Source organism: Chryseobacterium aahli (assembly GCF_022699665.1).
In the GTDB taxonomy this organism is placed as follows: Bacteria; Bacteroidota; Bacteroidia; order Flavobacteriales; family Weeksellaceae; genus Chryseobacterium; species Chryseobacterium aahli.
This window is the reverse complement of sequence record NZ_JALDNB010000001.1, coordinates 35,689-62,061: the sequence shown is the minus strand read 5'-3', so window position 1 is coordinate 62,061 and position 26,373 is coordinate 35,689. Positions and strand designations below refer to the sequence as shown.

The 26,373-nt window shown below is 34.5% G+C and carries 16 protein-coding genes, 1 tRNA gene and 1 pseudogene; 8 read left to right on the top strand and 10 right to left on the bottom strand.

All coding sequences use genetic code 11. The features are described from left to right. The first annotated feature begins 7 nt into the window (after window positions 1–7). The 4 genes from MQX03_RS00230 (at window position 8) to MQX03_RS00215 (ending at window position 6,948) form a co-directional block, all read left to right on the top strand. On the top strand, window positions 8–565 hold the full coding sequence (locus tag MQX03_RS00230; protein ID WP_242800441.1) for a pyruvate decarboxylase: 558 nt from the start codon (window positions 8–10) through the stop codon (window positions 563–565). Window positions 566–649: 84 nt separating this feature from the next. Next, window positions 650–1,972, top strand: a complete 1,323-nt coding sequence (mgtE, locus tag MQX03_RS00225) for a magnesium transporter (RefSeq protein WP_129536555.1) — start codon at window positions 650–652, stop codon at window positions 1,970–1,972. Between the two features lie 26 nt (window positions 1,973–1,998). Then, a complete protein-coding gene (locus MQX03_RS00220) occupies window positions 1,999–2,727 on the top strand; it encodes an ABC transporter substrate-binding protein (protein WP_242800439.1) in 729 nt (242 codons plus the stop codon). 630 nt (window positions 2,728–3,357) lie between these two features. After that, window positions 3,358–6,948, top strand: a complete 3,591-nt coding sequence (locus MQX03_RS00215; RefSeq protein ID WP_242800437.1) for an RCC1 domain-containing protein — start codon at window positions 3,358–3,360, stop codon at window positions 6,946–6,948. A gap of 468 nt (window positions 6,949–7,416) precedes the next feature. Here the strand turns inward: MQX03_RS00215 and MQX03_RS00210 are convergent, their stop codons facing one another. Continuing rightward, a complete protein-coding gene (locus MQX03_RS00210; RefSeq protein WP_242800435.1) occupies window positions 7,417–7,866 on the bottom strand; it encodes a GAF domain-containing protein in 450 nt (149 codons plus the stop codon). A 12-nt stretch (window positions 7,867–7,878) separates the two neighbouring features. Continuing rightward, window positions 7,879–9,306, bottom strand: coding sequence for a TonB-dependent receptor (locus tag MQX03_RS00205; RefSeq protein WP_129536552.1), 1,428 nt, complete (start codon window positions 9,304–9,306; stop codon window positions 7,879–7,881). Between the two features lie 54 nt (window positions 9,307–9,360). Here MQX03_RS00205 and MQX03_RS00200 point away from each other — a divergent pair, with 54 nt between their 5' ends. From MQX03_RS00200 to MQX03_RS00185, 4 genes and pseudogenes are all read left to right on the top strand, one after another. Then, window positions 9,361–10,128, top strand: coding sequence for an MBL fold metallo-hydrolase (locus MQX03_RS00200; protein WP_242800433.1), 768 nt, complete (start codon window positions 9,361–9,363; stop codon window positions 10,126–10,128). A 75-nt stretch (window positions 10,129–10,203) separates the two neighbouring features. Then, window positions 10,204–10,285, top strand: a tRNA-Leu gene (locus MQX03_RS00195). Window positions 10,286–11,035: 750 nt separating this feature from the next. Next, window positions 11,036–11,872, top strand: a complete 837-nt coding sequence (locus tag MQX03_RS00190; protein WP_242800431.1) for a GLPGLI family protein — start codon at window positions 11,036–11,038, stop codon at window positions 11,870–11,872. Between the two features lie 248 nt (window positions 11,873–12,120). Next, window positions 12,121–12,338 (top strand): annotated as a pseudogene (locus tag MQX03_RS00185) (IS982 family transposase); the annotation flags it as partial. Between the two features lie 344 nt (window positions 12,339–12,682). Here MQX03_RS00185 and MQX03_RS00180 read toward each other — a convergent pair. The 8 genes from MQX03_RS00180 to MQX03_RS00145 all read right to left on the bottom strand — a co-directional run bounded on the left by MQX03_RS00180 (window position 12,683) and on the right by MQX03_RS00145 (window position 26,363). Further along, window positions 12,683–15,163, bottom strand: a complete 2,481-nt coding sequence (locus MQX03_RS00180; protein ID WP_242800429.1) for a pyocin knob domain-containing protein — start codon at window positions 15,161–15,163, stop codon at window positions 12,683–12,685. 379 nt (window positions 15,164–15,542) lie between these two features. Continuing rightward, window positions 15,543–16,961 carry a phage tail protein gene (locus MQX03_RS00175; RefSeq protein WP_242800427.1) on the bottom strand — a complete coding sequence of 473 codons (1,419 nt, stop codon included), beginning with the start codon at window positions 16,959–16,961 and terminating at the stop codon, window positions 15,543–15,545. A 2-nt stretch (window positions 16,962–16,963) separates the two neighbouring features. Further along, complete coding sequence (locus MQX03_RS00170; RefSeq protein WP_242800426.1) at window positions 16,964–17,815, bottom strand: hypothetical protein; 852 nt, start codon at window positions 17,813–17,815, stop codon at window positions 16,964–16,966. Between the two features lie 858 nt (window positions 17,816–18,673). After that, a complete protein-coding gene (locus MQX03_RS00165; RefSeq protein WP_242800424.1) occupies window positions 18,674–23,461 on the bottom strand; it encodes a hypothetical protein in 4,788 nt (1,595 codons plus the stop codon). Further along, window positions 23,461–24,480 (bottom strand): hypothetical protein, encoded by a 1,020-nt coding sequence (locus MQX03_RS00160; RefSeq protein ID WP_242800422.1) that lies wholly within the window; start codon window positions 24,478–24,480, stop codon window positions 23,461–23,463. The genes MQX03_RS00165 and MQX03_RS00160 overlap by 1 nt, the downstream gene beginning before the upstream one ends. Before the next feature lie 13 nt (window positions 24,481–24,493). Next, window positions 24,494–25,105 carry a hypothetical protein gene (locus MQX03_RS00155; RefSeq protein ID WP_242800420.1) on the bottom strand — a complete coding sequence of 204 codons (612 nt, stop codon included), beginning with the start codon at window positions 25,103–25,105 and terminating at the stop codon, window positions 24,494–24,496. A 251-nt stretch (window positions 25,106–25,356) separates the two neighbouring features. Beyond that, the gene (locus MQX03_RS00150) at window positions 25,357–25,797 is read right to left on the bottom strand and encodes a lysozyme (protein ID WP_242800418.1); all 441 of its coding nucleotides are present in this window, start codon (window positions 25,795–25,797) and stop codon (window positions 25,357–25,359) included. Continuing rightward, window positions 25,794–26,363 carry a hypothetical protein gene (locus MQX03_RS00145; RefSeq protein ID WP_242800417.1) on the bottom strand — a complete coding sequence of 190 codons (570 nt, stop codon included), beginning with the start codon at window positions 26,361–26,363 and terminating at the stop codon, window positions 25,794–25,796. The genes MQX03_RS00150 and MQX03_RS00145 overlap by 4 nt, the downstream gene beginning before the upstream one ends. Between the last annotated feature and the right edge of the window lie 10 nt (window positions 26,364–26,373).

The following is a 26,373-nucleotide window of genomic DNA, read 5'->3' as shown; positions in this document are numbered from 1 at the left end:
CAAAGACATGAAAAAAATCTTATTTTTTACGCTTATTTCTACTGTGTTTATCATCAGTATTTCTTCTGTAAAAGCGCAGAAAGCTCATACTGCTGACAAAATAAAGAAAATCTTATACTTTAATCCTGAAGTAGAACCTGATCTTGAGGAGATTAAGGAACCCACCAATCATGCATTTTTCAGCGCAGTTTCAGATAAAGTGAGCGGATTTAGAAAAAACAAAATGTTGAGATCTGAAGTTCAGGTTTCTTATGACAGCATCGATTCTAAGACTATTTCAGAATACAGCAAAAACAACGATGCTGATTTTGTAGTGGTTCCTAAAGTAAAATATTTCAAAGTAGGTTTAGGAAAATATGTATTTTCTAATCAGGTTGTTGTGAGCATGAAACTCTTTGACGCTGAGGGAAACTTCATTGCCTCATCAGATTACGACACCTACCGTAAAAACATGCGTCTTTTGGGTTCTGCAGAAAATTCAATTAAAATAGGTACCAATGGTGCGATGAAAAGCATTCTGAAAGAATTGAGAAAACAGAAACCCTCTTCTGAAGCCGGTTTTTAACCTTTAATAAATCCTTAAATTTACGTTATCGTTCTTGTTTGTTGATATTTTGGATTATTTTTGCATATCCAAAAAATTCAGGTTTTGAATCATACAGACGAACTTACCTTTAATCCAGCCGACATTGCCGAAAGACTTAGCGAACTTCATGCTGATGAAAGGCTATTGGCTTTTCTGAAAGTTCCAAAAGAGTACAAAGCCGATGTTTTTTCCCATTTAGATCCTGATTTCCAAGAAGAAACTATCCGAAGCATCGGCAGTGACGAAGTTTCTGAGATCCTGAATGCGATGACACCCGATGACAGAACTGCACTTTTTGAAGATTTCCCTGATGAGTTGATTAAATATTCAATCAATCACCTTAATCCACAAGAAAGAAGAATTGCACTGAAGCTTTTGGGGTATGATTCTGATTCTATTGCCCGTCTAATGACACCTTATTACATCCAAATTCGAAAAGAATGGACGGTAAAAAGATGTCTTCAGCAAATCAAAAAAGTCGGAAAAAGGGTGGAAACTATCAATCACTTATATGTAGTGGATGAGAGAAACCGCTTGATTGACGATTTGGCATTGGGTAGTTTACTCTTAGTTGAAGATGATACTTTGGTTTCAGATCTCACCGACAATCAGTTTGTAGCCATCAAGACAACAACTTCAAAAGAAGATGCAGTAACCTATTTTGAAAAATATGACCGTACCGCACTTCCCATTATTACAGATGCCGGAGTTTTGGTAGGAATTGTGACGATTGATGACATTTTAGATCAAATTGAATCTCAAAACACTGAAGACATTCAAAAATTCGGGGGTGTTGAAGCTTTGGATGATCCTTATATTCAAACACATTGGTTTGAAATGATTAAAAAAAGAGGACTTTGGCTGATTGTTTTGTTTTTCTTACAGTTGATTACTGCTTCTGTGATGGGATATTATGAAAACGAAATTGAAAAAGCTGTGGTCTTGGCACTTTTCATTCCATTAATTATATCAAGTGGCGGAAATTCAGGTTCGCAGGCCGCAACTTTAATTATCCGTGCGATGGCACTTCAGGAAATTACCATTAAAGACTGGTGGATTGTTATGAAAAAGGAATTGGTTACAGGTCTAATTCTGGGAACATTTCTTGGGGTAATCGGGTTTTTCAGAATTATGATCTGGCACAAAATGGGCTGGTTTGATTACGGTGATTACTGGTTTTTCATCGCACTCAGTGCTGGAATGTCATTATCGATGATTGTACTTTGGGGAACTTTATCGGGATCAATGGTTCCTTTTATTCTTAAAAAATTCAATCTTGACCCGGCAACTTCTTCTGCACCATTCGTTGCAACGTTGGTCGACGTTACAGGTTTGATTATTTACTTTACGATTGCCGGACTTTTCTTAACCGGAAAACTTTTGTAATTTTAGGCAAAGTCTAAAATCTAGTCATGAAAGTCATTTCTCTGGTACCTTCAATTACTGAAGCTTTATTTGATTTGGGATTAACCGAAAACGAAATTATCGGCAGAACGAAATTCTGTATTCATCCCGAAGACAAAGTAAAAAATGTGGAAATTATCGGTGGTACAAAAAACTTGAATATTGAAAAAATTAAAGCTTTAAAACCCGATTTAATCTTAGCCAACAAAGAAGAAAACGTAAAAGAACAGGTTGAAATTTTAATGAAAGATTTCAAAGTGATTGTTTATAATACGGAGACGATTGAAGATAATTATTACTTAGTTAAAAACCTGGGCTTACTTTTTAACAAAGAAGAAAGAGCACAGATTTTTAATCTTAAAATTTACGAAGTTCTTAATGAAGCTAAAATAAACTATAAAATAAAAGCAGTCTATTTGATTTGGAAAACCCCTTATATGACAGTGGGTTCAGATACTTTTATACATAACATTCTTGCCGAAATAGGTTTTGAAAATATTTTTAAAAGCCAAACCCGTTATCCTGAAGTTCAGATTGAGGATTTAGCAGAAGCGGATGTGATCATGCTTTCATCAGAGCCTTTTCCATTTAAGGAAAAACATATTGCGGAACTTAAAGAATTCTATCCTGAAAAGAAAATTATCATCGTTGATGGTGAAGCTTTTTCTTGGTACGGAACTCATATTGCGAAATGTGAGAATTATTTTAAGGAATTAATTGCTGAATTTAATCACTAAGTTTTGGCTAAAGCCAAATGTTTTTTTTCATTCTTAAACGGGCTAAAGCCCGTTCTATTGATAATTTTAGACAACTATATATCTGAATTATCACTTATTTTATAATCTAGTTTGCCTGTCTGTAAGTAGTAAAATTGATATTTTACATAAAATACAATCCTTGATTATATTATCAACTAATTTTTTATAAGCTTTTTTGATACATTGTAAAAAAAGCATATTTTTGTAGTTCACAACATTGGGTCATATCGATGATTATGTTGTTTTCACTAAAAAATAAAAACTAATTGAAAAAAAATTAAACCATGAAGAGAACTTTACTAATTCTTTTAATTTATCAAAACTTATTGTTTCCAACAGCTTAAAACATTTTTAAGTTCTTAAATTTCTTTAGAAATATAAATCAATAGCACTTATTGAATTATTTAATCATCAAATACACCTTTCAAAATCATTGTCTATCCATTGATCTAAGTGTTTTTTTCCAATTAATTTAATTTTGAAATGTTTTCTGCATTTCGATATTTTATGGAGTTCAGAAACCATTCAAACGAAGCGAAACCGAAAAGCTATACGAGTAGGAAAAACTCTTGAAAATTAAATATGAAGAGAATTATTTTATTAAAAACCATGAAAAAACTCTACTTTTTACTCTTAACTCTCATTTCAATTTCTGTTTTTGCACAAACTTATAGTTATACAACTTACAATACTTCAAATTCAGGAATAGGCAGCAATTATATCGCTGATATTAAAACCGATGCAAACGGTTTATTGTGGATTGCTACCTATAATGGTGTTTCAACTTTCAACGGAACAACTTTTACCAATTATAATACTACTAATTCTGGCATTGCTTCTAATTCAATTTTAAAAATTCAAATTGATGGTCAAGGTAGAAAATGGATTGCTTCTCAATTCAATGGTATTATTTTATATAATGGAAATACTTGGACCAATTATACAACTTCCAATTCGGGATTACCAACCAATGATATCAATGATATAGCAGTTGACGGACAAAATAATCTTTGGGTTGCAACAGATTCAGGGCTTACAAAATTCAACGGTACTACCTGGACTACTTATACTTCTATAACGAATCTGAATTCTGTGGCAACTGACAGTAATAATGGTGTTTGGGTTACAAATAATGGTGTATTGTATAAATTTAATGGTACGGATTTCAATTTCATAGCACAGGGTACTCAAAAAATATTGAGAATTGCAAATAATACAATTTATGTAAAAGGTTCTGATAGTTTAATCACTTTAACGACAAGCGGAACTAACCTGACATTTATATATCAAAATGCATCTTGTCTGGCAGGATCTCAGCTGAATGCTTTGGATGTAGACAGCAACAGCAAAATATGGATCGGGTTTAATGGATCGGGTCTGCAAAATTTCACTAACTGTACTACCTATACTAAAATAAATACAAATTTAGGTTTGCCGGATGACTATTTCAGCGCGGTTAAAACACAATCTTCAGGAACTATCTGGTTAGGAACATTACAGCTTGGTTTGGTGAAAATGGCACAACAACAAACAGTTTCTAGCTGTTGGCAAAGCATAAGCGCAGGATATTATCACTCGGCAGGAATAAAAACAGACGGAACACTATGGGCTTGGGGTACCAACAATTATGGACAATTGGGAAACGGATCTACGATAATAAATAACGTCCCTGTTCAGATAGGTAATGATAGCAATTGGCAAAAAATATTTGTCGGAGATTATCATACAGTTGCTATCAAAACAGATGGAACCCTTTGGACATGGGGAAGAAATAATTATGGGCAATTAGGTAACGGAACAACAACGGATGCAAGTATTCCTACACAAATTGGAACCGCAACGAATTGGAGTACTGTGAGCGCAGGAAATGCCGAAACAATAGCCGTAAAAACAGATGGAACGCTTTGGAGTTGGGGGTATAATAATTACGGACAACTAGGAAATGGTACCACTACAAATAGAACTGTGCCTACACAAATAGGAACGGCAACAAATTGGAAAGGCGTTGCGGTAGGAAACGTTGGGTATGCCCTTGCTATAAGAACAAATGGTACATTATGGGGCTGGGGAAATAATTTTTATAATCAATTAGGAGACGGAACATCAACTGATAAACTTAGCCCAATACAAATAGGAACAGCTGCTAACTGGAAAAGTGTAGATGCTGGCTATGGACATTCTATAGCTCTTAAAACAGACGGAACGCTTTGGGGTTGGGGATATAATTCTGATGGGCAAGTGGGAGATGGAACTACTACTAATAAAAGTACTCCGACACAAATAGGAACTTCAAACAATTGGTCAGATATCTCTACAGGATATCATTTCACTTACGCCATTAAAACAGATAAAACACTTTGGGCCTGGGGTGCAAATCTTTGGGGGCAGCTAGGTAGTGGTGGTGGAACATCTCCAACACAAATGGGGCAAAATTCAGACAATATAATAATTGCTGCTGGAGGAAACCATATTCTGAATCTGGATGTTAATGGTTCTCTAAGAACACGCGGACAAAATGCTGGTGGCCAATTAGGCAATGGTACTTACGATCCGAAATCAATCTTTATCTCCATTGGCTGTCCTTCAAATAATTGCGCTGCTCCAACTCAATTTTGGAGTAGCAATGTAACTTCTTCAGCTGCTAAACTAAATTGGAATGCATCAACGTCATCACCTAATGGTGGCTATATGTATATTTACAGTACAAGTCCTTCTATTGGAGGAATAGATGGTACTACTGTTTCTACATCGGTAAATTTAACAAATTTACTACCTAACACCACTTACTATTGGTGGGTAGCATCAAATTGCGGATCGAGTAATAGTAATTGGGTACAAGGTAATTCCTTTACTACACTTGCATCTGCTACAACAGGCTGTTGGCAAAGTATAAGTTCAGGAGATGGACATTCTGTAGGAATAAAATTAGACGGTACCCTTTGGACTTGGGGAGATAACCAGTTTGCACAATTGGGAGACGGAACTGGGGCTTCAAAAAATATCCCGACAAAAATAGGTGTGGCTACAAATTGGGTGAAAGTGGTTGCCGGGGATTATCACACCGTTGCCATCAAAGCAGACGGAACTCTTTGGACTTGGGGACGAAATGATAACGGACAGGTAGGAGACGGAACTACAGGTCATAAAAGCACTCCTACAAAAATAGGTACCGCAACTGATTGGGTAGATATTGCAGCAGGAGGAATGCACACCTTAGCTATAAAAGCAAATGGAACTCTTTGGGCTTGGGGCAGTAATAATAACGGACAATTAGGAGATGGAACTACAACTCAAAAAAATATCCCAACACAAATCGGGACAGCAACTAATTGGAAAACTGTTAGCGCAGGATATGTTCATTCGGCAGGAAATAAAACAGATGGCACTCTTTGGGCATGGGGAAATAATGCTTACGGTAAATTGGGAGACGGAACTGCTGTTTACAAAACCACTCCCGTTCAAATCGGTACAGCTACGAACTGGCTAAAAGTAAATTTAGGATTTAATCATTCATTAGGAATGAAAACTGATGGAACGCTTTGGGGTTGGGGATTAAACAGTGATGGACAATTAGGTGACGGAACCCCTACTAACAGATCTATTCCAACGCAAATTGGAACTGCAACTGATTGGCAAAATTTCAATGCTGGATACTCTCATTCTACAGCAGTAAAATCCAATGGCACCCTTTGGGCATGGGGGAATAATGAGAACGGTAAATTAGGTGATGGTACAACAATAGGTAAAAATATACCGACACTTATTGGTACAGCTATAGACAGACAAAGTGTTTCGGCAAGCCGAGACAATACACTTGTTTTAAATACGGGTGGATTTTTATCAAGCTGTGGAGCTGGTAATTATGGGCAGTTAGGTGATGGTGATAGTACATATATGCATAAAAAAATATTTGTTCCTGTTACTTGCGGAACAACTAACTTAGCTCTGGATGAAATTTCAACCACATCAGATAATCTGAAAATCTTCCCAAATCCGGTAAATGATATTCTTAGTATTTCTTTCAATCAAAAGATTCTTTCGGTAATAGTCTACAATATGGTAGGACAACAGATGCTGACTAAAGGAATTAACGATACTAAAGGAACTGTTGATGTTTCAGCTCTAACATCGGGAGTTTATCTTGTTAAAGTAAATGCAGATAACAACTTCGTTAAAACGGTAAAAGTAATTAAAAGATAATGTTGTGAAATAAAATCCTATAAAAAGCCACATTACCGTGGGATGATAAATAATTAGCGTGTGCGGATATCCGTGCACGTTAATTATTTAAAAATATAGTAAAAATGAAATTTTTGAATATTAAAAGACCTTTTTTTCAACCATAGAAACATACAGGCATTATTTTCCAACATCTCCTAATGGTGTTCATTTTCTTGAAGGTTCTGTGAAGGAATGAAAATCGTTTTCATTGAAAATTTCTTTACCGTATAAGCTGAGCAGAATCCCAAAATACTAACCGAAGTAATTAATTAAAGTAATATTTGAATGCATTAAAACAAGAAAAATATTATTTGCTTTAAAAACATTTTATTAGTCTATAGTAAAATATAAAAAGATAATCCTATTCATTTTAAGTATATTTCAACTAATTTCAATCACAAAAAAACTCCAATTTTCATTGGAGTTTATATTTAAATTTAAATAAGATTACAAAATTTTCGAAACTTCATGACAAAGCCATTCCAGCAACTCTAAATTTTCTTTTGTGAAAGGATCGATAGTATGAGAATCAATATCGATTTGCCCAATATTTTCACCATTTTTAAAGATAGGAACTACAATTTCAGCTTTGGTATCAATTGAACAACTCAGATAATTATCCTGCAAATGAACGTCCGGAACGATAAAAGTTTCGTTGGAAACCGCAACCTGTCCGCAAATTCCTTTTCCATAAGGGATAATGATATGATCGGTTTCTGCACCAACGTAAGGACCTAATTTCAACTCGTCTTTATCGCCGTTTTTGAAATAAAACCCAGTCCAGTTGAAATATGAAATTTCCTGATCTAAAAGATGACAAACCTTTTCAAGTTTCTCCTCAGTATTATGTTTTGGACTCTCAAGAATAGACGAAAGTCTTTTTTTTAATTCAGACATTTTAAATTTGTTTTAAGAAAATTGTTTTAGAGAAAGCTCTTGTTTGTAGCCGAACATTCCTCTTTCTTTTATCATTTCAGCAACACCTTCCGGCACCTGATTTTCCCAACCGCTTACGTTGCAGGCTATTTTTCTCAGTATTTCTCTCGAATAAATTTCCAAAAACTCCGGATCGTAGTTTTTAATATCTACAATACGGTTATTTAATTTGAAATACTTATATAATTCTTTCAGACTTTCTTCTACTTTAAGGGTTTCAGAATCAAGCAATTCGTGAGTTTCAGGATCTTTGTATGGATAAAGATATACTCTCATTCCGTTACGGAAAAACTTACCAAAAGCTTCCAGAATTCCACCCGAAAGGTCTTTATAATATTTCTCATCGAATACCATCAACATATTATTTACCCCCATCGCAACACCAATGTCACCATTCGTATAATGTGAGAAATAATCAATCAATCTGTAGTATTCTGAGAAGTTTGAAATAATTACGGTATATCCCAATTTACCAAGTACGTCTACCCTATCCAGAAAATCTCTTTCATCGATATCTCCATCTGCACGTAGGTTTGAGATGGTAATTTCAATTAAAACTTCTGTTTCTTCCTGGGTACAGATCGCATCTTTCAGAAACATATCCATTCCGTTTCTGAGCATATCTATATTTACTCTAGTTACCGGTCTGAAACTTCCTCTTACCGCAAAAATATTTTTTTTGTACAAAACATCTGCAGGAAGCATATTGTTCCCTTGAGAATTAAAGATTACCGCATCGGTCATGTTGTTTTTCACCAACTGCAAAGACATCAGCCTATTGTCAACATAGGCGAAAGCAGGACCGCTGAAATCAATCATATCAATCTCAAGATTGTCTGTAGCCACGTCATCATAAAGAGATTCAATCAACCTTCTCGGGTTATCGAAATAAGTAAATGCACCGAAAATAAGATTCACACCCAAATTCCCAAGAGTTTCCTGCTGCAAAGTAGCATCATTTTCTTTGAATTTTACGTGAATCACAACTTCATTATAATCTTCATTTTCTTTTACCTGAAAACGAATTCCTACCCAGCCGTGACCTTTTACCGTTTTATCAAAATTGATGGTCGTTACCGTATTTGCGTAAGAAAAAAACTTTCTGTTTGGGCTGTTTTCTCTGGAAATTCTTTCTTCAATCAATGAAACCTCATAACGAAGCATCTTACGAAGTCTATTCTGAGTTACATACCTGTTTTTTGCTTCTTTTCCGTAGATGGCATCACTAAAATCTTTGTCGTAGGCTGACATCGCCTTAGCAATCGTACCGGAAGCTCCCCCTGCTCTAAAAAAGTGTCGTACAGTTTCCTGCCCTGCTCCAATTTCTGCGAAAGTACCATAAATAGTAGGATCTAGATTAATTGTTAATGCTTTTTGTTTAGGAGTTAGTTTCTGATACATTAGGACATTAAATTTTTCGTAAATTTACCAAAATTAAACCAACCTCAAAACAAAATGAAGTTGAAATTTTTAGGAACCGGAACTTCGCAAGGCGTTCCCGTTATTGGTTGCACCTGTGAGGTTTGCACATCCCAAAATCCGAAAGACAACCGTTTTAGAGCTTCTGCAATGGTGACAACTGATGAAAATAGAAAAATTCTCATCGATTGCGGCCCCGATTTTCGTCAGCAAATGCTGATTAATAAAGAAAATCACATCGACATCGCTCTTCTCACTCACGAACATAACGATCACGTCATTGGTCTTGACGATATGCGCCCATTAATTTTTAAAAGCGGAAAAAACATGCCGCTTTATTGCAGCGAGAGGGTCGGAAATGAAGTCAAAAATCGTTTTCCGTATGCATTTGCTGATGAAAGATATCCGGGAGCTCCTGCATTTGATCTGCATACGATTGAGAATACTCCATTCGATGTTTTAGATTGCGAAATTATCCCTATTGAGGTTATTCATTATAAAATTTCAGTTTTCGGATATAAATTTAAAAACTTAGCGTACATCACAGATGCCGGCTTTATTTCTGACATCGAAAAAGAAAAATTGCAAAATTTAGATGTTCTTATTTTAAACTGCATCCGTAAATTTGATCCGCATCCTGCCCATTTTATATTGCAAGATGTGATAAAACTCTATGAAGAGCTAAAACCTAAGAAATTATTTTTGACACATTTGAGCCATCATTTTGGTCTGCATGATGTTGAAGATAAGTTACTTCCTGCCGGAATACACCTTGGTTACGATGGTTTGGAGATAAATTTTTAAAGAAAAATTAATAAAAAGTTTTTAAACATTAAAAAAAGTTCCTATATTTGCACACCAATTTAAAACAAACATCAAGCCCAGTTGGCGGAATTGGTAGACGCGCTAGACTCAAACTCTAGTATCGAAAGATGTACCAGTTCGATTCTGGTACTGGGTACAAGACCGGAAAGAGGTGACAATTCACTTTCTTTCCGGTTTTTTTTAGCTTCTAACTCATTGTTTATCTGATAGATATAAGACAGTAAAACGTTGGCTCGAATAGTTCGATAATAATTTTTGAAAAACTCTAATTTTTCAGGGAATATCGAACTAACTACTTTTCGTTTTATCGAAATATCCCCTTCTGTATAGACTTTAGCAAGATCTACAACGTTGGATAATGCATCGTCAAGTAGTTTCGGAAAATCTATTTTGTTTTTATCTTTTACTTTGGTAAGGTTCCTTTCTAACTTTTCAATTTTGTCCTTGCAATCAGTCTTAATTTCGAAGTACTCATCGTCTGAACTTGCAACTATTTTTGATACAAAATTTATGTACTCTTTATGCTACATTTTTAGATTGATTAGACATTAAATCTTGATAATCTCTTATGGCTATCTCCTAAAGCTGAAATCGAAGATTCGACGAGGTCAATGCCTTCTCTGGCTGTTCTAAAATGTTTCTATATATTCAAACACAGAGTTTTTGGCATGATCTCTAGTCTCATATTTATTTTAATAGACAAGTTCAGTTTTCAGAGTTTTAAAAAACTCTCTGCTAACGAATTGTGAAATCAAGAAAGCACTATCGGAGAATATGCTAACCGGATACCTACAATCTCTATAATTACTATATAACTTTAATTTTTCTTCTTGTGTGGCTATAAATTTCTTTATTTTTAAACTTTCTATATAAATATTACTACAAAATGATCAGAAAAACAGCACTTATATTCACTATTTTGATTTCACTGGTTTGCTTCGGTCAAAAATACTTCTTTACCTATGAGTACACCTTCAAGCCTGATTCTTTGAATTTGGAGAAAACCGAAACTGAAATGATGGGATTGTTTATAGATAAAAACGAATCCACTTACGTCAGTCTAAGAAAAATAAAAAGAGATTCGGCAATTGCACAGAAGATGGTGTCAAACGGAACATCTTCAAATATGTCAGTTTCCTTAAATACCTTTCCGAAAGAAAAAGCTCCGGGTATAATTCAGAAAAACCGGCAATCAAATGAAGTTGTATCTTACCAATTTGTGGGCGGTGACAGATTTAAAATCATTCAGGATATTGTATTCAACTGGCATATCACAGTAGAAACAGATGAGATACAAGGTAAGAAATGTCAGCTTGCCACAATAGAATATAGAGGTAGAATGTATAACGCCTGGTTTACCAATGAAATTCCCATTTCTGAAGGACCATATAAATTTGGAGGACTTCCTGGGTTGATTGTGAAAATCGAAGACACAAAAAAACACCATATCTGGGAGCTAAAAGGAATTGAAAAATTCAAAAATATGAAATTTAACTTTTCGAAATTTATTGCTGTTACAGAAATGCAATATAAAAAAGCCGTTGAAAATCATATCAAAGATCCGATGAGTAAAATGAGAGAACTCAAGCAAAGATATGACATCACCAGCTTAAGAGCAACTTTACCTGACGGAAGCTCCTACTCAGATGGTGATTATGAAAGAATGAGAACAAAGGAAATACAAACTAATTCTAAGCAAAACAATAATTCTATCGAACTTTGATTAACATTTTTATCAAGGCATAAACAATTAGTACACTCTAATTTTTATTAGGTTGGGAAATGTGTTTCAGCGAAAGTACCCCCTCGTTTCGGAGCAAAGTGTCCGCGAGACTAGTTGCAGAATGTATTAGATAAAGTTCTTTTTCCTTTGAAAAATATATTCCATTTCACTTAACAATCCCGGCCTACAGGTTCAACGAAGGAAATTCGCAAATTACAAAAGGAAGAATCAACTTATTTTAAAGATGATATTTTTCACCTGAAATTCAGATTGATTTGTTCAACTATGCAAGGATAAAATTAGAAACTCCTAACAGAGTTAATCAAAAAGATTATAAGCCTCGGTTTTATTTGTTCAAAAAACAGCGATCAGACGTAATTATGCTAAATCTTTTAAAGGTTTTAAGACAAGATTATTAGCTAAAATAACGGCTTTAACTGTTGTACAGTTTATTAACAAAGTGTAGTTCAACAGAAATATTAATAATCTAAAAGTTAGCATCATTTAAAATGCACAACGGGTTTTATTTACAAAAAATTAAACAGCTGCGACATAACTAAAACAGCATCAATCTCGATGCTGTTTTAGTTTCTTGACATTAATTTATGAATTTGTAAATATCTATTTTAGCAGTATCATAACATTGATATATTTTATATAATTGTTTTAGTATATTCATAACTCTCACGATAATACAGCAGAAACCCACAATCTGAAGGCTTTTATCCTCCAAATGTGGGCTTTTAGTTAAATTTAGATTGCTTTAGAAATTTTTCAATTCCTTTCCTTCGTGAAATATATCTTATTTTTTTACCAAATAACCTCACTCGGTTGTTGTCTTTCCGCAATCACTCTTAATGATTTTGTCACATATAACCTAAGGAAACAACGTGGTTCAATCTTATATCTGGTGCTGCCATTTATTTGAACTTCCATACTATTCCCCTTTTGATCGAAGTTATAAATAACAATCTGTTGTTTAGGGTAAATTTTGTTAAAATTAACACCCATCTCAACCTTTTCCCCAATAATATGGATAAGTCTATTTCTATCGTCTACTTGAAGTATGCTAAAAGAATTAATCTCATATTCGTGTGGGTCTAATCGAATTGCATAATTATCATAATCAGATTGATCATTAACAATTTCATCTCTGAGATCAGCTGTCTTTCCATTAGGAATAAATATTGTATCTGGTTTTTCATCTTTTGATTTAAAGTTTTCTGTTGCTTTTACAGATCCCTCTACTGCTAACTTATCAGTATCATTAGCTTCTCTTCCCATTCCGAAGAGTCTTCTTTCCAAATTAAAATTTAAACCATCAAACTCATCATACTTAGAACCATAAAAATAATATTCCTTTTTTTTCGCTGCTACAAGTCTACCTTCTTTATTATCTATAATACCTGATTCACTTCCAAAATAACCATCTGCAACTACTAAACCTGACCCTGTATTTACTGTAAAATCTGAGTTTAGCTGTAACCCATACTGAGCCATATAATTCCATTGTTGAATACTTGCTACAGTAAAATCCTGAGTAGTCCAAATTTGTACCCAAGCTGACCAGCTACCTCCGGTCATAGTCCTTTGGTAAATTACATTGGCCGTGTTACCTGAACCAAATGAAGTTGCTTTTTGTGTAACCCAAGTACTATCGTGGGTTTCAATGACCACATACCACCAACCACTATTATTAAGAGGTGCATTAGTTAATCCTGAACCTCTGTAAAAACCTGTTTTAAGATAATTATTTAGATTTGAACCTGATATTATAACAGATGTACCATTCGGTGTACTTAAAAAGTTTGTTTGTAGATAAGACTGTGTTGCTAATGCTACATATAACCCTGAATTATGATACATATACGGAAACGAATTTCCATCTGGAGTCGGTACATTTCCAGACGAGAAACCAACTGCTGTAGCATTTTCCTGACCATTAGCTTTTGTACTTAGCTGATTTACATTTACTGCATGAGTTCCTAAAGTTCCTGCTGGAATACTTGGACTTTGTAAAAAAGTATTGGTATTTGTAAAAGTTTGAATACCATTGAGTGTAGCATAATTACCCAACTGGGTATTTAAAGCCGATTGTGTCACATAGCTTGCTAGATTAAAGTTTCCTGTATGATAAACTTCATTCCAGTCTGACCATCCTGAATTTCCTGAACCTGTAGTAGTACCCCGAAATTTCATTCCTTTTCCGCCTCTCTCAATAGTAAGTTGTTGTCTGCCATCAGAAGAGTTTAGATTTAAAGTAGTTGTATAATTAAATCCAGATGTTGGACCTTCCTGTCTGTAAATACCTGATTCTGATACTTCCTCTAAAACAACTCCACTTCTTAAATTTTTAAAGGGAATATGATTTCCTTCATGTAATATCTTCCATGACTGAGACCCATCTGCATTTTCTATCCTAGGATCTAATCCATTAGTACCTCTATTAATATAAACACCACCTCCTGTCTTTTTATAGATCTTACCTCCTTCATGGAAGTTAACTCCAGAATTATCAAGATTAAAATTAATATTTCTATCTAAGTAAACTCCATTTACATTAAATGTATAAATGTTACCAACTCCTGCATAATTAAAGTGAGCATTAGTAGTAGTTTGAAGTACCATATTTGGTAGTGATTGATTTCCCAGATATAAAATATTTCCCTGAGGATTGAATATCTGATCACCAGTTAAATTATCTGAACCCAATAATCCTATATTTCCATTTAAAGTTCCATTCTGAGAATATCTAAGATAAGATCCATTATTTTGACTTCCCGGAACCCTTAATAGAATTTGATCCCCATTAGTTCCATCCCATGATGTAGATAGTAATCTTTTCTGAGTATATGAATCTCCAACAGTAATTAAATCAGATATAGCTCCATTAAAATGAATTGTTTCATTCTTAGCATAGAAAGCTTCTTTTATTCTAGAAAATACGGAGCTATTTACTTCATAAATTTCAGCAAAAGCTAAATAGAATTCCACTACAGTATCTGGACCTCCAACATATACATGACCTCCATTTCCAAAACTAGTTCCAGTTCCGCACATAACTGCTCTTACGTAAGTTTCCCATTTTCCAGTTCCTGCTCTTGATGTTAACCAAGTGACTGAAGCATTATCTCCCATATAGTTTTCAGCATTATAAAATGAATATCCTACAGGAAGTTTAGCCATAAACTTTTGAATAAATACAGCATTAGATCTGGCATTAAAACCTAATATAAATCCACCTAAACCCGGAGTAGCTCCACTACCGTTGTAATTGAACCTTAATTGCATTCCTGACCTATTTGGAAGATTAGAGGCAGCTTCTCTGGTCATAGTTACATTACCATTACCATAGTTATTATAAACTCCTATTCCATTAGTTCCATTTCTAAATTCTTCATCTCCATATAAAGGATAAGCTCCCTGCAAGGCAAGATTAAGTAAAGAGAAAGGACCCATCTGTGGGTTAATAACAGATGATCTATCCCATCCGGAATATAGCGTATTTTGAACACCTATGGTTTTAGTAGAGTCTATAGTTTGCCCTGAATACTTATCAATATACTCTTTACTATCTAAAGAACCATCCGCCTTTAAAAAGTGGGCGGCTGTACCGCCCACTACTCTATAGCCTTTAGAAGTGCTATAATATGCATATTTTATGTCCATTTTAAATATCTTTACGGGTTACTGTTATAGATACAGTATTAGGTAAAGCAGAATCAAATTCAATGTCTATTTTATTCGGATCGGTTAATTTTATTCTGCCTTCGATTTTGTAAAATGTCACAGTATCATACATTGCAACATCCACATTTCTAGTCCCTAAGTTGTGTGCTACACTTGCAGTTCCGGAAATGGCTGTAGTGTATGATTTTACAATATTAGTTCCGGCAGTAACTCTACCTTTAGAATCTACCGTAACCTCATCATAAGTTCCGGCAGTTACTCCTGTTGCAGCTAATGTCAACGCTGAGGTAATATTTGCTGAGCCATCAAAAGTTGTTGTCCACGTAGCGTCACCTGAAGCAGAGATTGTTCTTGGTGTTGTCAGTTTTGCAGCTGATCCGGTTGTATTGATTGCTGCAGTTCCTGTTAGTAATGTTGCAGGAACAGCTGTAATAGGAATTGATACATTTCCAGAACCGTCAATTGTTTGTGCTGTTGAGGTAACTCCGGAAAGCGTAATCGTTCGCTGTGTCGCCCATTTTGTAGCGGAAAGGACACTTTTCGCTGCATCTGCCGTGTTATCAGCATTACTTAAACCGACATGAGATTTGTTTAAAACTACAACCCCCGTTAAACCATTTACAGAATCTACTGCCCCGGAAGTGATATAAACGAACGTTGTTCCAGTCCATCGATAAGTTTTGTTAGTATCAAGAGATACATAAATTTTACCTGTTTCCCCGGCGATGAGGTTAGTATATGCCGCTTCTTTGTAAAACTTTCCGTCAGCAGCTTTATAATATCCTTCCAAAACATCATCCACGTAAGATGGTAATTGAGATGCAGGAACCTGACCGGATGCATCCAAAATAGCAACCCCATTCACTGCACCTTTTTGAGATAATGGGATATAATTAGCCAAATCTGTTGCAGTAGGCATAGAGCCTAGGCTCACCGTTATTCCGTTGGTCGTCTGAGTAATTCCCGTAACCACATTCCCTGTACCTGAAGTAGTGACCGGTAAAGAAAATGAGGTTCCTGTCAATGTCAAACCATTACCCGCACTGTACGTTGTATCTGTAGCGGCTAATGTGATTGTATTCCCGGTTTGACTAATCGCCATATTAGAACCTGCTGCAAGAGTAACATCCCCGGATACCAAAGATCCCGATGCACCACCTTTCAGACGGGTAATGGTGTCTGGCGTTGTAAATGATCTGTTTGCTGACAAATCATAAGCTGTACCGTTAATTGTTAAAGTTCGTGTTTTTGGCACATAATCTAACGGATTTAAATTTCCATCATGCCAAAAAGAATTAATTGCCCTTGTGCCACCGCCAGCGGTTAAAATATCATTGTCTGTTTTCCCTTCAATTTTGTATCCTACCGAGCTTCGATAATAAGCGTATTTAATGTCCATAATTATATTTTTTTAATTGTTATCTGAATTATATTTGGTGGTATTGAATCAAATAGCACTTCAATAGTATTGGTGTCTATTCTTCTCACCTTAAGAGGTATTGTAAACATTGTAACTGTGTCGTAAGCATCAATCACAAAACTTAGTGTATCAAGATTATGTTTTATTATAGAGTCACCCCTTACTCTTTCCTCATACTTGATTTTTTCGGAACTGGCCGCATCTTCGATATTTTTAATTTTATCATATACCAAATCATTAAACTTATTTTGATACGTAATTGCGCCCCAATTTGAATAACTTCCAACAAGGTTGATTTTATCATCTGAACTGCCTCTGATAATATCCTCTTTAAGCAATTCTATTTGCTCCCTGTTTTCTTTGATATAGTCAACGATTTCCTGAAGTTCGTCTAAAGACAGATCGTTAGATAATAGTCTATTTTTAATATTTTCTATCTCTAGTGCTAAGTCTTTATCTGCATCTTTCAATTCATCAACAGAACCATTTACTTGTATTTTAGTGTACACATTACCCAATTGATCAGAACCATCGATTGTTGCAACATTGCTGATTCCAAGTTTACTTTTCCAGCTGTTAACATCAGTTGAGGTTAGATTACTAGCATTAAGCAAAGCCAAATACCCCGAATGAGCCTTTGAGTCTGTTAAATGCTTCTGAAATGCTTCTGCACTGGCAAATGATTCAAAAATGTCCTCAAACCCTTCAATACTTTCCATAGGGATTGGGTACTCTTTATGATAAAAAGATAAAAACGTTTCTTTAAACTGCGTTTGTGTTGGAAAATCTCCAGTTTCAAACCAACTGAAAATTGTATTTAATGGTGTACTCATTTGATGATTGAAAATTAGTTTTGATAAAATTGATAATTGGAGAAAGGTCTATATAGTTCACTGGTTGACCGCCCTAAATGAATTCTATATTTTTTGAGCGATTTTTGATTCATCCCTCTCTTATCATACTATTAGTTAGCAGTTATCACAAAAAAAACATGTATTTATCAATGTTTTTGTACTTTTATTTCACACAACAACATCACTTCATTTTTTTGCTTACTCTCTTAGGATAATATTTTTGAAATCAATGACTATTCACATTCTTTAGAACCCAAATTTCATTTTTTTTTGGCTCATATAAAAGTTTTTTGACCTCTCCATTCTGTAGTTGCAGTAACCTTTTTTTTGGAATCGGATGATACTGCTTTGTAATTTCACTATTCAAAATTCATTTTTTTTTAGTTCTTATGAAAGTTTTTTGACCTCTCTATTCTGTAGTTGCAGTAGACTTACAGTTTCAATATTTTATGGGACTCACATTCGTATATATGGAAGATTACAATCAGATTATCAAACATTTTCTGAAAAATAATTACCTCATCCGAAAGAAGGTGATTTATCTCACGGTAGTATAACACAAACCCACAATCAAAAGACTGTTGTCCTCTAACTGTGGGGGTTCATAATAAATTAATGTGATATGTTTTTATTGATTGGAGGACGTTTTTAATTCATTTCCTCCGTGGAATTTTAGTTTATTAAATGTAGTATTCCCTAAGTTATCAACACGCGATCCATCCTAATGAGGTTTTGATAAACTTGTTTGATTTATTTCTGTATAAATTTTACTGTTTTTTTTACATCTTTATAATCTGTAACAAAAGTATTATAAAACAATACTTTCATGATTCTTAATTAGATGTCATATTGCTTTGTACGAATTGGTTCTGCATCAAATCTGAATCCTTTATTAGCGGCTATACCTGTTACTTTACAAAAACCAGGAACCTTAAACATTGAACCTACATTACCATGAGTTACTTCTATATCACTGTCACTATCATTAAAGATTTCAATTCTTTGTCCTAATATTGGTTTGTCTGGTAATCTTACAGTATTTTTTGTTACAATATAGATATGAGCATTTCTTGAGCGTCTTACATCACCATCTTTATTGTATAAAGGATTCAGTACTAATTCCGTTGGAACACCTGAAATATTAACAGTATCTACCGATATATTTCCAGCTATTTGAACCTTATCCTCATCATTAGTTATCTCTTTTCCTATACCAAGTAACTGTGCATCAAAATGGATATTTAATCCTTCAAATCCATCAATTGATGAACCATATTTAAGATATTCATTTATTCTACCAGCATAAAACCTTTTATTACTTATATCTACTAATCCTATTTCTCCTCCAATAAAGCCTTCTTCCAAAGCTAATAAACCATAGCCCAAACTATCCATTAGCCTAATACTACCAAACTGAGGAGCATGACCTGTCCCTAAATATTGGTCAATATTATTAAGATAAGATAAATTGAAATGGGTATGTGAACTTCCTCCTGCCGCTGCATTCCATGAATTAATATTAGCTTGAGTTATGTTATATACAGGATGTGATTTAGGAATGAAATTAGTATTAACCCAAGTCTCTGTAGCTGGATTAGGTAAATTAAGACTATCCCAAGCTTTTCTCCAGTTATTGGCTGCACCAGCTGGATTATACCAATTTCTAAACCATAGATCACCTCCATGTTGATGTGCAAAATCCGATGTAAATGAATTACTTTTCATTCTCATAAAAGTACCATAGTCATTGAATGGAAAATTTGTATTTCCAGTACCATTTGGTAACTCAATTGACATTATTTCAGTTCCTTGTGGTAATGCATTTGCATCAATATTATTTATAAAACTACCACCTCGATTCATTAAAGAATTATTATAAGCACTTATCCATTGAGCTGAATTTCCATGATTATTAGTAGACAATTGACCTAAAATCTGAATGTTTCCACTACTACTTTGTAATATTAAGTCTCCTCCCCCTGCGGACGTTATTGCAAAATTATCTCCAGTACCCCCGTTACCTATGGCTGCCCCACCATCAGCTCCAATATAAGCGATAGCTTTTGAACCATCATATTTTAACCAAGACATATAGTTACTTGTCTGAACAGTACCTCTCCATCTACCAATTGTGTTAACTGAAGCTATATCTAAAGGACCAGTCATTGTGTCTCCTGACTTATTTACTTTGTCATTTAATTGAGAAGTTGTAGCATATCCCGCTAAAGCGTGATTTCCCCAACTATAAGCTATATTCCAATTAGCAATATTTGTAGAAGTAAAGTGACTACTATTCCAACTTCTAACCCAAGGTGTAGAACCTGCAGCACTAGAATAAGCTCGTGACCATATATCTCCTGTAAATATTTCTACAGCCATTTGTGTGTATTCTACACTACCTTTTCTATGAGTCCAAACAGAACCATAACCAAAAGGTTTATTTATTGTAGAATCATTTATATCTAGAATAGATGTATGAGATACATTGTTTAAATCAGTGGCACTTACAGGGTTTATAGTTCCTAATCCGTATAATCTATAATCAGGTAAGTTTTCTTTATCCCAAACTTGCACCCAATCATAATAAGTTCCGCTTTCATATCTCTTATACCACATAGAATTACCCCCTGTCATTTGTACTGCTATTTCAGTATTATAACCTGACGGATTATCATGTAACATTTTAATTCTATGAAACCATGCATTTGTCGGATTTCCATTAGCTGTACCTGATGTATTAATCATACCCATTATTGAACCATGAGTTGCATTAATTAAATCTGAATCATTTCCCGAACCATCTTTAATTTTTCCCGGTATGTATGGATTATTAATTAATCCGTATGCAGCATTAACCCAAGTATCTGTAGCATTAGAACCTGTTCTTAAAGCATAATTCTGAGCCAAAAATGAAGGTGTCGTAAAATTATTTGTAGCCCATTTTTGCGTAGCTAAAAATACATAACCATCAGTTGAATGATACATATAAGGTGCTTCTGTTGATAAACCTGATGAAAAACCTACTGCGTATGCATTCTCAAAAGACTTTACATAACCTGATAAATCAGAATGTTCAGCAAGTCTTTTCCAAGGAGTTTGATTACCTCCGTACCATGTTTTATAATAAACACCTTGTCCTGTAGATGTTGGTGCAAATAAAGTAAAACCTAAATCTTTTGATGTCTTAGAATACCCATTAAAACTTGCAAAAGTTCCTTCAAGTGTTTTATTAGCTAACTCACCATCAAAATTAGAACCTGAGTTTCCTATTGAAATACTTTGTAATCCGTTTGGAACTAATTCTGATTGATTAGAGATACCTCCTCCTTTACTTATATGATAATAATTCTCTAAATCTGCCTGACTTGCGGGATTAGTTAAATTACTGGTTGTCCAAAACTCTTGGAAGGTTCCCCAATCAGCAGCATCATAATCTTGTTTGACAAAACCTATTCTATCACTATATTTAGATGAAACAATAGCTGTGGATTTTTTAACATCGCTGCCTGTGTATGAAGACATCCATAAAACATCTGACCAACCAAAATTAGAAGTACCCATCTGAGACGCTTCCAACATTTGTAATTTTAATTTACCAGCTCCAAAATATATTGAATTAGGTTTTTCTTGCCCTCCTCCTATATAATCTGCACCTAGATAATTATTTACATTGTACACTTTATGTTTCCAATCTCCTGAATTACCATCCATTTCTGAAAATATTCTACCATTATTTTGTATAAATGTTTTAAATCCTGTAGTACTTGCATCGCCAAAGTGAAAACTAATACCTTCACCTAATATATGGCTACTCCCTTGAAAATAAGAAAGTCCATAATTATCAGCATTAGCAAAAGACCAAATTCTATTTCTTTCATTTACTTTGTAGAATCTGTTTTGAAAACCTTCATCAGATTGAACAAAACCACTTGAATGGATTCCATTAGTGGGAATAAATTGGGAATCAGTATAAGAAGAAGAAGCCAGTAAACCTCCCGCTAAAATTACTTGCGCACCATTTCCGTTGAGTCCGGCTATAGGTTTATCTGAATCTAATGCCCAATAATTACCAATATCTTTTTTCTCCCAAAATGTATTTCCAGAAATTAATTCCTCTTTTGTAAGTAAGTTATTTAAATATATATCAACTCTCTTGGTACCTCCCGGGTCACCCGCATTTTCAATATTAGTTACATGATTTACTGTACTAAGCTGACCTCCACCTACGTCACTAACTTTCACAGAGAATCCGTGCCAGTAGCCTAATGACGGAAACCAAAAGCATAACTTACTATTAAGGTTTAAAGCCACGACTCCCTTGAATACCGGATTGGTAGAATAACCGGATTGATTTATAATAGTATTATCCCAAATGTATCCCTGAATTTTTGCATCTAATGGTAATACTCCGGTTCCATACATATTACCTTTTATCTCTAATAAGAAAGGCGCACCACTTATCTGAGAATAATCTATATCAGTGCTTATTAAAGTACCTTCAGTGAAGTTTCTACCTGAGTGTACCCAAGCATCATCCTTACCATATTTACTGTAGTGACCACCGCTCCCAGTTAAAAAATAATCATCAGAAGAACCATCTTTAAAATAGCCGGCAGCTCTAACATAGTCAAAAGCATTACCATTGATATTCATAAAGTGATATCCGTTTGCCCTATACTGCAATGTAGCGGCATAAAGACCCGGTTGATGAAAGGAAATTGCCGGATAAACCGTATCAGAGGTACCATTCCCTTTTAATTCTAAAGCAACTGAATCATAAGCATTGCCTGTACTCCCTGAGAAGGATTTTTTTACAGGTATATCCTGAGGGGTATTAGTCGTTACAAAATTTGAAAAATTAGGGAGATTTGCATTCCCTTCCGTTAATATTTTATTCCACTGATAAATACCTCCGGTATCTCTACTTCTGTGGTATATATTCCCATCTCCACTGAATCCTAAATCATGTCCATATACAGCATCGCTCCAAGTTGATATTGAAAGAATAGCATTAGCATTATGCGGATTAGGAAATATATTCGGTGAATTAGACATTACAGCAGGCCTAAATTTAAACTTACCCGCCTCTAACTCATTGTTTAAATCTGAGCTCTGGAAAAAGTTTATATTTTCAAGTGAATTATGTATATGATTTGTTTTTGATAATTCACTCAAAGCCAGTTGACCTCCTCCAGCTAATAAAGCAAAATCATTGTTGTACCCATCTTTTTTAAATCCTCCAGCTGTTATTCCATAATGGTTATTATTATCTCCGTTTTTGAAATGGAAACCTCCTTCATCAAACATTACCTGACCTACATAAGAACCTCCCTTAGAATATGTCATTGAAGGTAATGAGCCATCATCAGCATAAATTTGCAGAGCATTATTTGTAGGTGCATGATTCCCTCCTCTGGTAACAAAATATTTTTGACCAGTTACGAGTTGGTTAGTGTTTGTAGTCAACACATTCAAATCAGATACAATTTCACTGACTGTTCTTGTTGATATTTTTTTTGTTGTAGAGTTCCAAACCAACACAGAACCTGTATCGTTTGGAACTCTTTTTACAACAATTTCGCCTTCTACGGCGATATGATTGTTAAAATATTCAGGTGCGATCATTAATCTAGTCTTGCGGTTAAAGTAATTCTATATTCATTCGGGGTAAGAGGTGCTAAAACATCTATTTGTACATCATTTGCAGATGTGGGCACAAAGCTTACATTTATTCTTCTATTATCGGAATTGCGATAACAGGTGTAATCAACGTTCAGGGTATTCCAGCCATGAGTAATTGAAAAAACAGTGGAAGAACCGTCTCCAATTTGCCATGTTTTAGATTTAATTTTTGCATCAAAAACAGCTCTCGTAGACTTTGGTGTCATTGCTTTATTATCATTAGCTCCGGCAATAGCTTCAACATCTGTCGCGATTTGAATTAATCCTTTCACGCTATCTGTAGCATCTACAATATCAGGAATACCTTTTTCAATAATTTGATAATTTGCAGGAGTATTTGATCCGTTATCGGTATTCGCAATAAGATGGTCGCCAACAGAAACAGGTTCATTTCCAACCCAGCCATTTGCTGTAATTACCCAAACCATACCAGTTTTAATGGTAGCTGCTGTAATTGGTGACGGAGCCGTCATTGAGCCTTTGGAAGTAGAAGGAACATATCCTCCCGGCTGATAAATCAATGCGCCGGTAAGACTTTGACCTACTAAGTTTTCAATATAAGTTTTAATCTTATTTGATGACCACGTATATGTACCTGACTGAGTGGCATCATTCAAGAAAATAGAGACAATATCTGCATTGGTAAGATTTCGGCCCGCTACTTTAATAACATGCCCTGAGCTATTGGTCAGTATCTGACTTAACAATAGAAGTCCACTTGTTTGATCTGTTTGAAACGGATTATTCGTAAGCGGATAATCAGGATGTACATAATTCTGAGCCAAATTAATCCATTCTGTACCGTTCCATTGATGCAACTGATGCTTAAAATCAATTATCCAACCTGCGGGAACTCCACTCGTATCAGGAAGTGTATCGAAATAGTGAAATCGAGTGCGTTGCAGCTCTCCAAAAAAATTATCCTGATGTGCGTTGTTGCTTATTACTGCGTTATTATTCATTGTTTTATATTTTTTATGGTTTAACTTTTAGAATGAGAATGTTTATTGGATTAACGATGTCTCCGAACATCTTAATTTCTATGATTTGATTGGTTGCGTAATCGTCAACATTTATTTTTTTACCCGTAACACTATCACGGGCTTGAATGATCACATTTTCCGTTTCAAGGATATTAGGAAATACGGTACTTTCCGTGATCTGTACCACAGCACTTGTAGGCTTCTGTGAGATTAATAAAACCTTATCATAGATTCGCTTATTAAATTCCTGTTGATTTTTCGGGCTCTGTAACCAATCGTAGTCAAGTAACAACTTTACTTTATCTTCCGTTGATTCCCCTATCGGAAGAGCTTTTAAAGCTTCAATATCCGCACGGTTTTTTTTAATGAAAGTCACTATTTCCTGAAGATCATCCAAAGACAGATCATCAGATAATAGTTTCTTTTTAATCTTTTCTATCTCCAAAGCAAATGATTGAAAAATTTCTTCAAATCCTTCAATACTTTCCTTAGGGATTAAGTACTCTTTATGATAAAACGATAGAAATGTTTCTTTAAACTGTGTTTGCGTCGGAAAATCTCCAGTTTCAAACCAACTGAAGATTGTATTTAATGGTGTACTCATTTGATGATTGAAAATTAGTTTTGATAAAATTGATAATTAGGGAAAGAGCTATACTCTTCATAGACTGATTGCCTCGAATGAAATTCAATATTTTTTTGATTAACACTTGCTTTTAACCCTCTTTTATCATCCTACCAATTAGTAAATTATTTACATGGTTATCATCAAGAAAACCATGCATTTTAATTGTATTGCTATAAGAAATAGTCATTTAACTGCAATACAATACCAATTACAGTTTTTTAAAAATTTTATTTTGTAAAAAACAAGTCTGCTTCAGCTTTTCTTCTTCGGATCAAACCGTTTAAAGTTTTTCCTCCGGCAGTAATATACCTTGAAGTAAACCAATCTTTAATGGTCTCGGAATTTGCTTTTTTATTAATTAAAGAAAACAGAGTGTCGGATCCTCCTGTGTTATAAGTATGCGATACAAGAGCGTCAAATTGATTTTGGGTAAGTGTTACTTTAATTTTATTGCTAACTATTTTTTCATAAGTCGGTAAAACAGACGAAAATAATTCTACTCCTTTTTCTTTACTAATTGAAGAATCCTTGAGGGTTACTTTTTTTCCGCCTGGATAATAGGTGTTTCCATAGCCTATTGTCGGAATTCCCGCAGAATCTAAATAAGGTTTGGAACTGAATCCTTCAAATGATAAAATCAGATTGATTCCTTTTTGTGATGTTTTCATCTCTTAAAATATTTATGGGTGAAAAAAATGAGGATTAAAGTGATTCCCAAAACGGTAATGCAAATCCAGACTGCGAGTTCAAATCCGTTTACTTTTATTTTTTTTGTTTCTTCAGAAACTACCGAATCAACTTCTTTGATCGTTTCTTTTGCAACAGCTATCTGAGTTAAATCTTGAAAACTATTTGTAAATATTTCTTTTATAACCTCAGCTTTTTTGTTGTCAGTCTTTGCATAATGGTTATTGATTGAGTATTCTGCATTTCCTATGATGGAAATACTTTGAAGCGTGTCGCTTCCAATGACATTATGAAAAACAAAAGGATTGGATGGATCAGATTTTCCTGTAATCAATATTTCTCCGGATGCTTCATTTTTCTCTTCTTTCAGCAAAACATCGGCAGATGTACTTTGAGTAGATTGTAAGCTCTGTAAGTTCAAAGAATCGACTTTTACTTTTTTCGTTTCTTGTATATTTTCTTTATAAGTGGTTGCTATTTTAGTTTTACTTCGGCAACACAATATGAGGCCACTGAATATGATCAGTAACAGAATTTTTGCTTTCATCAGCTTTATT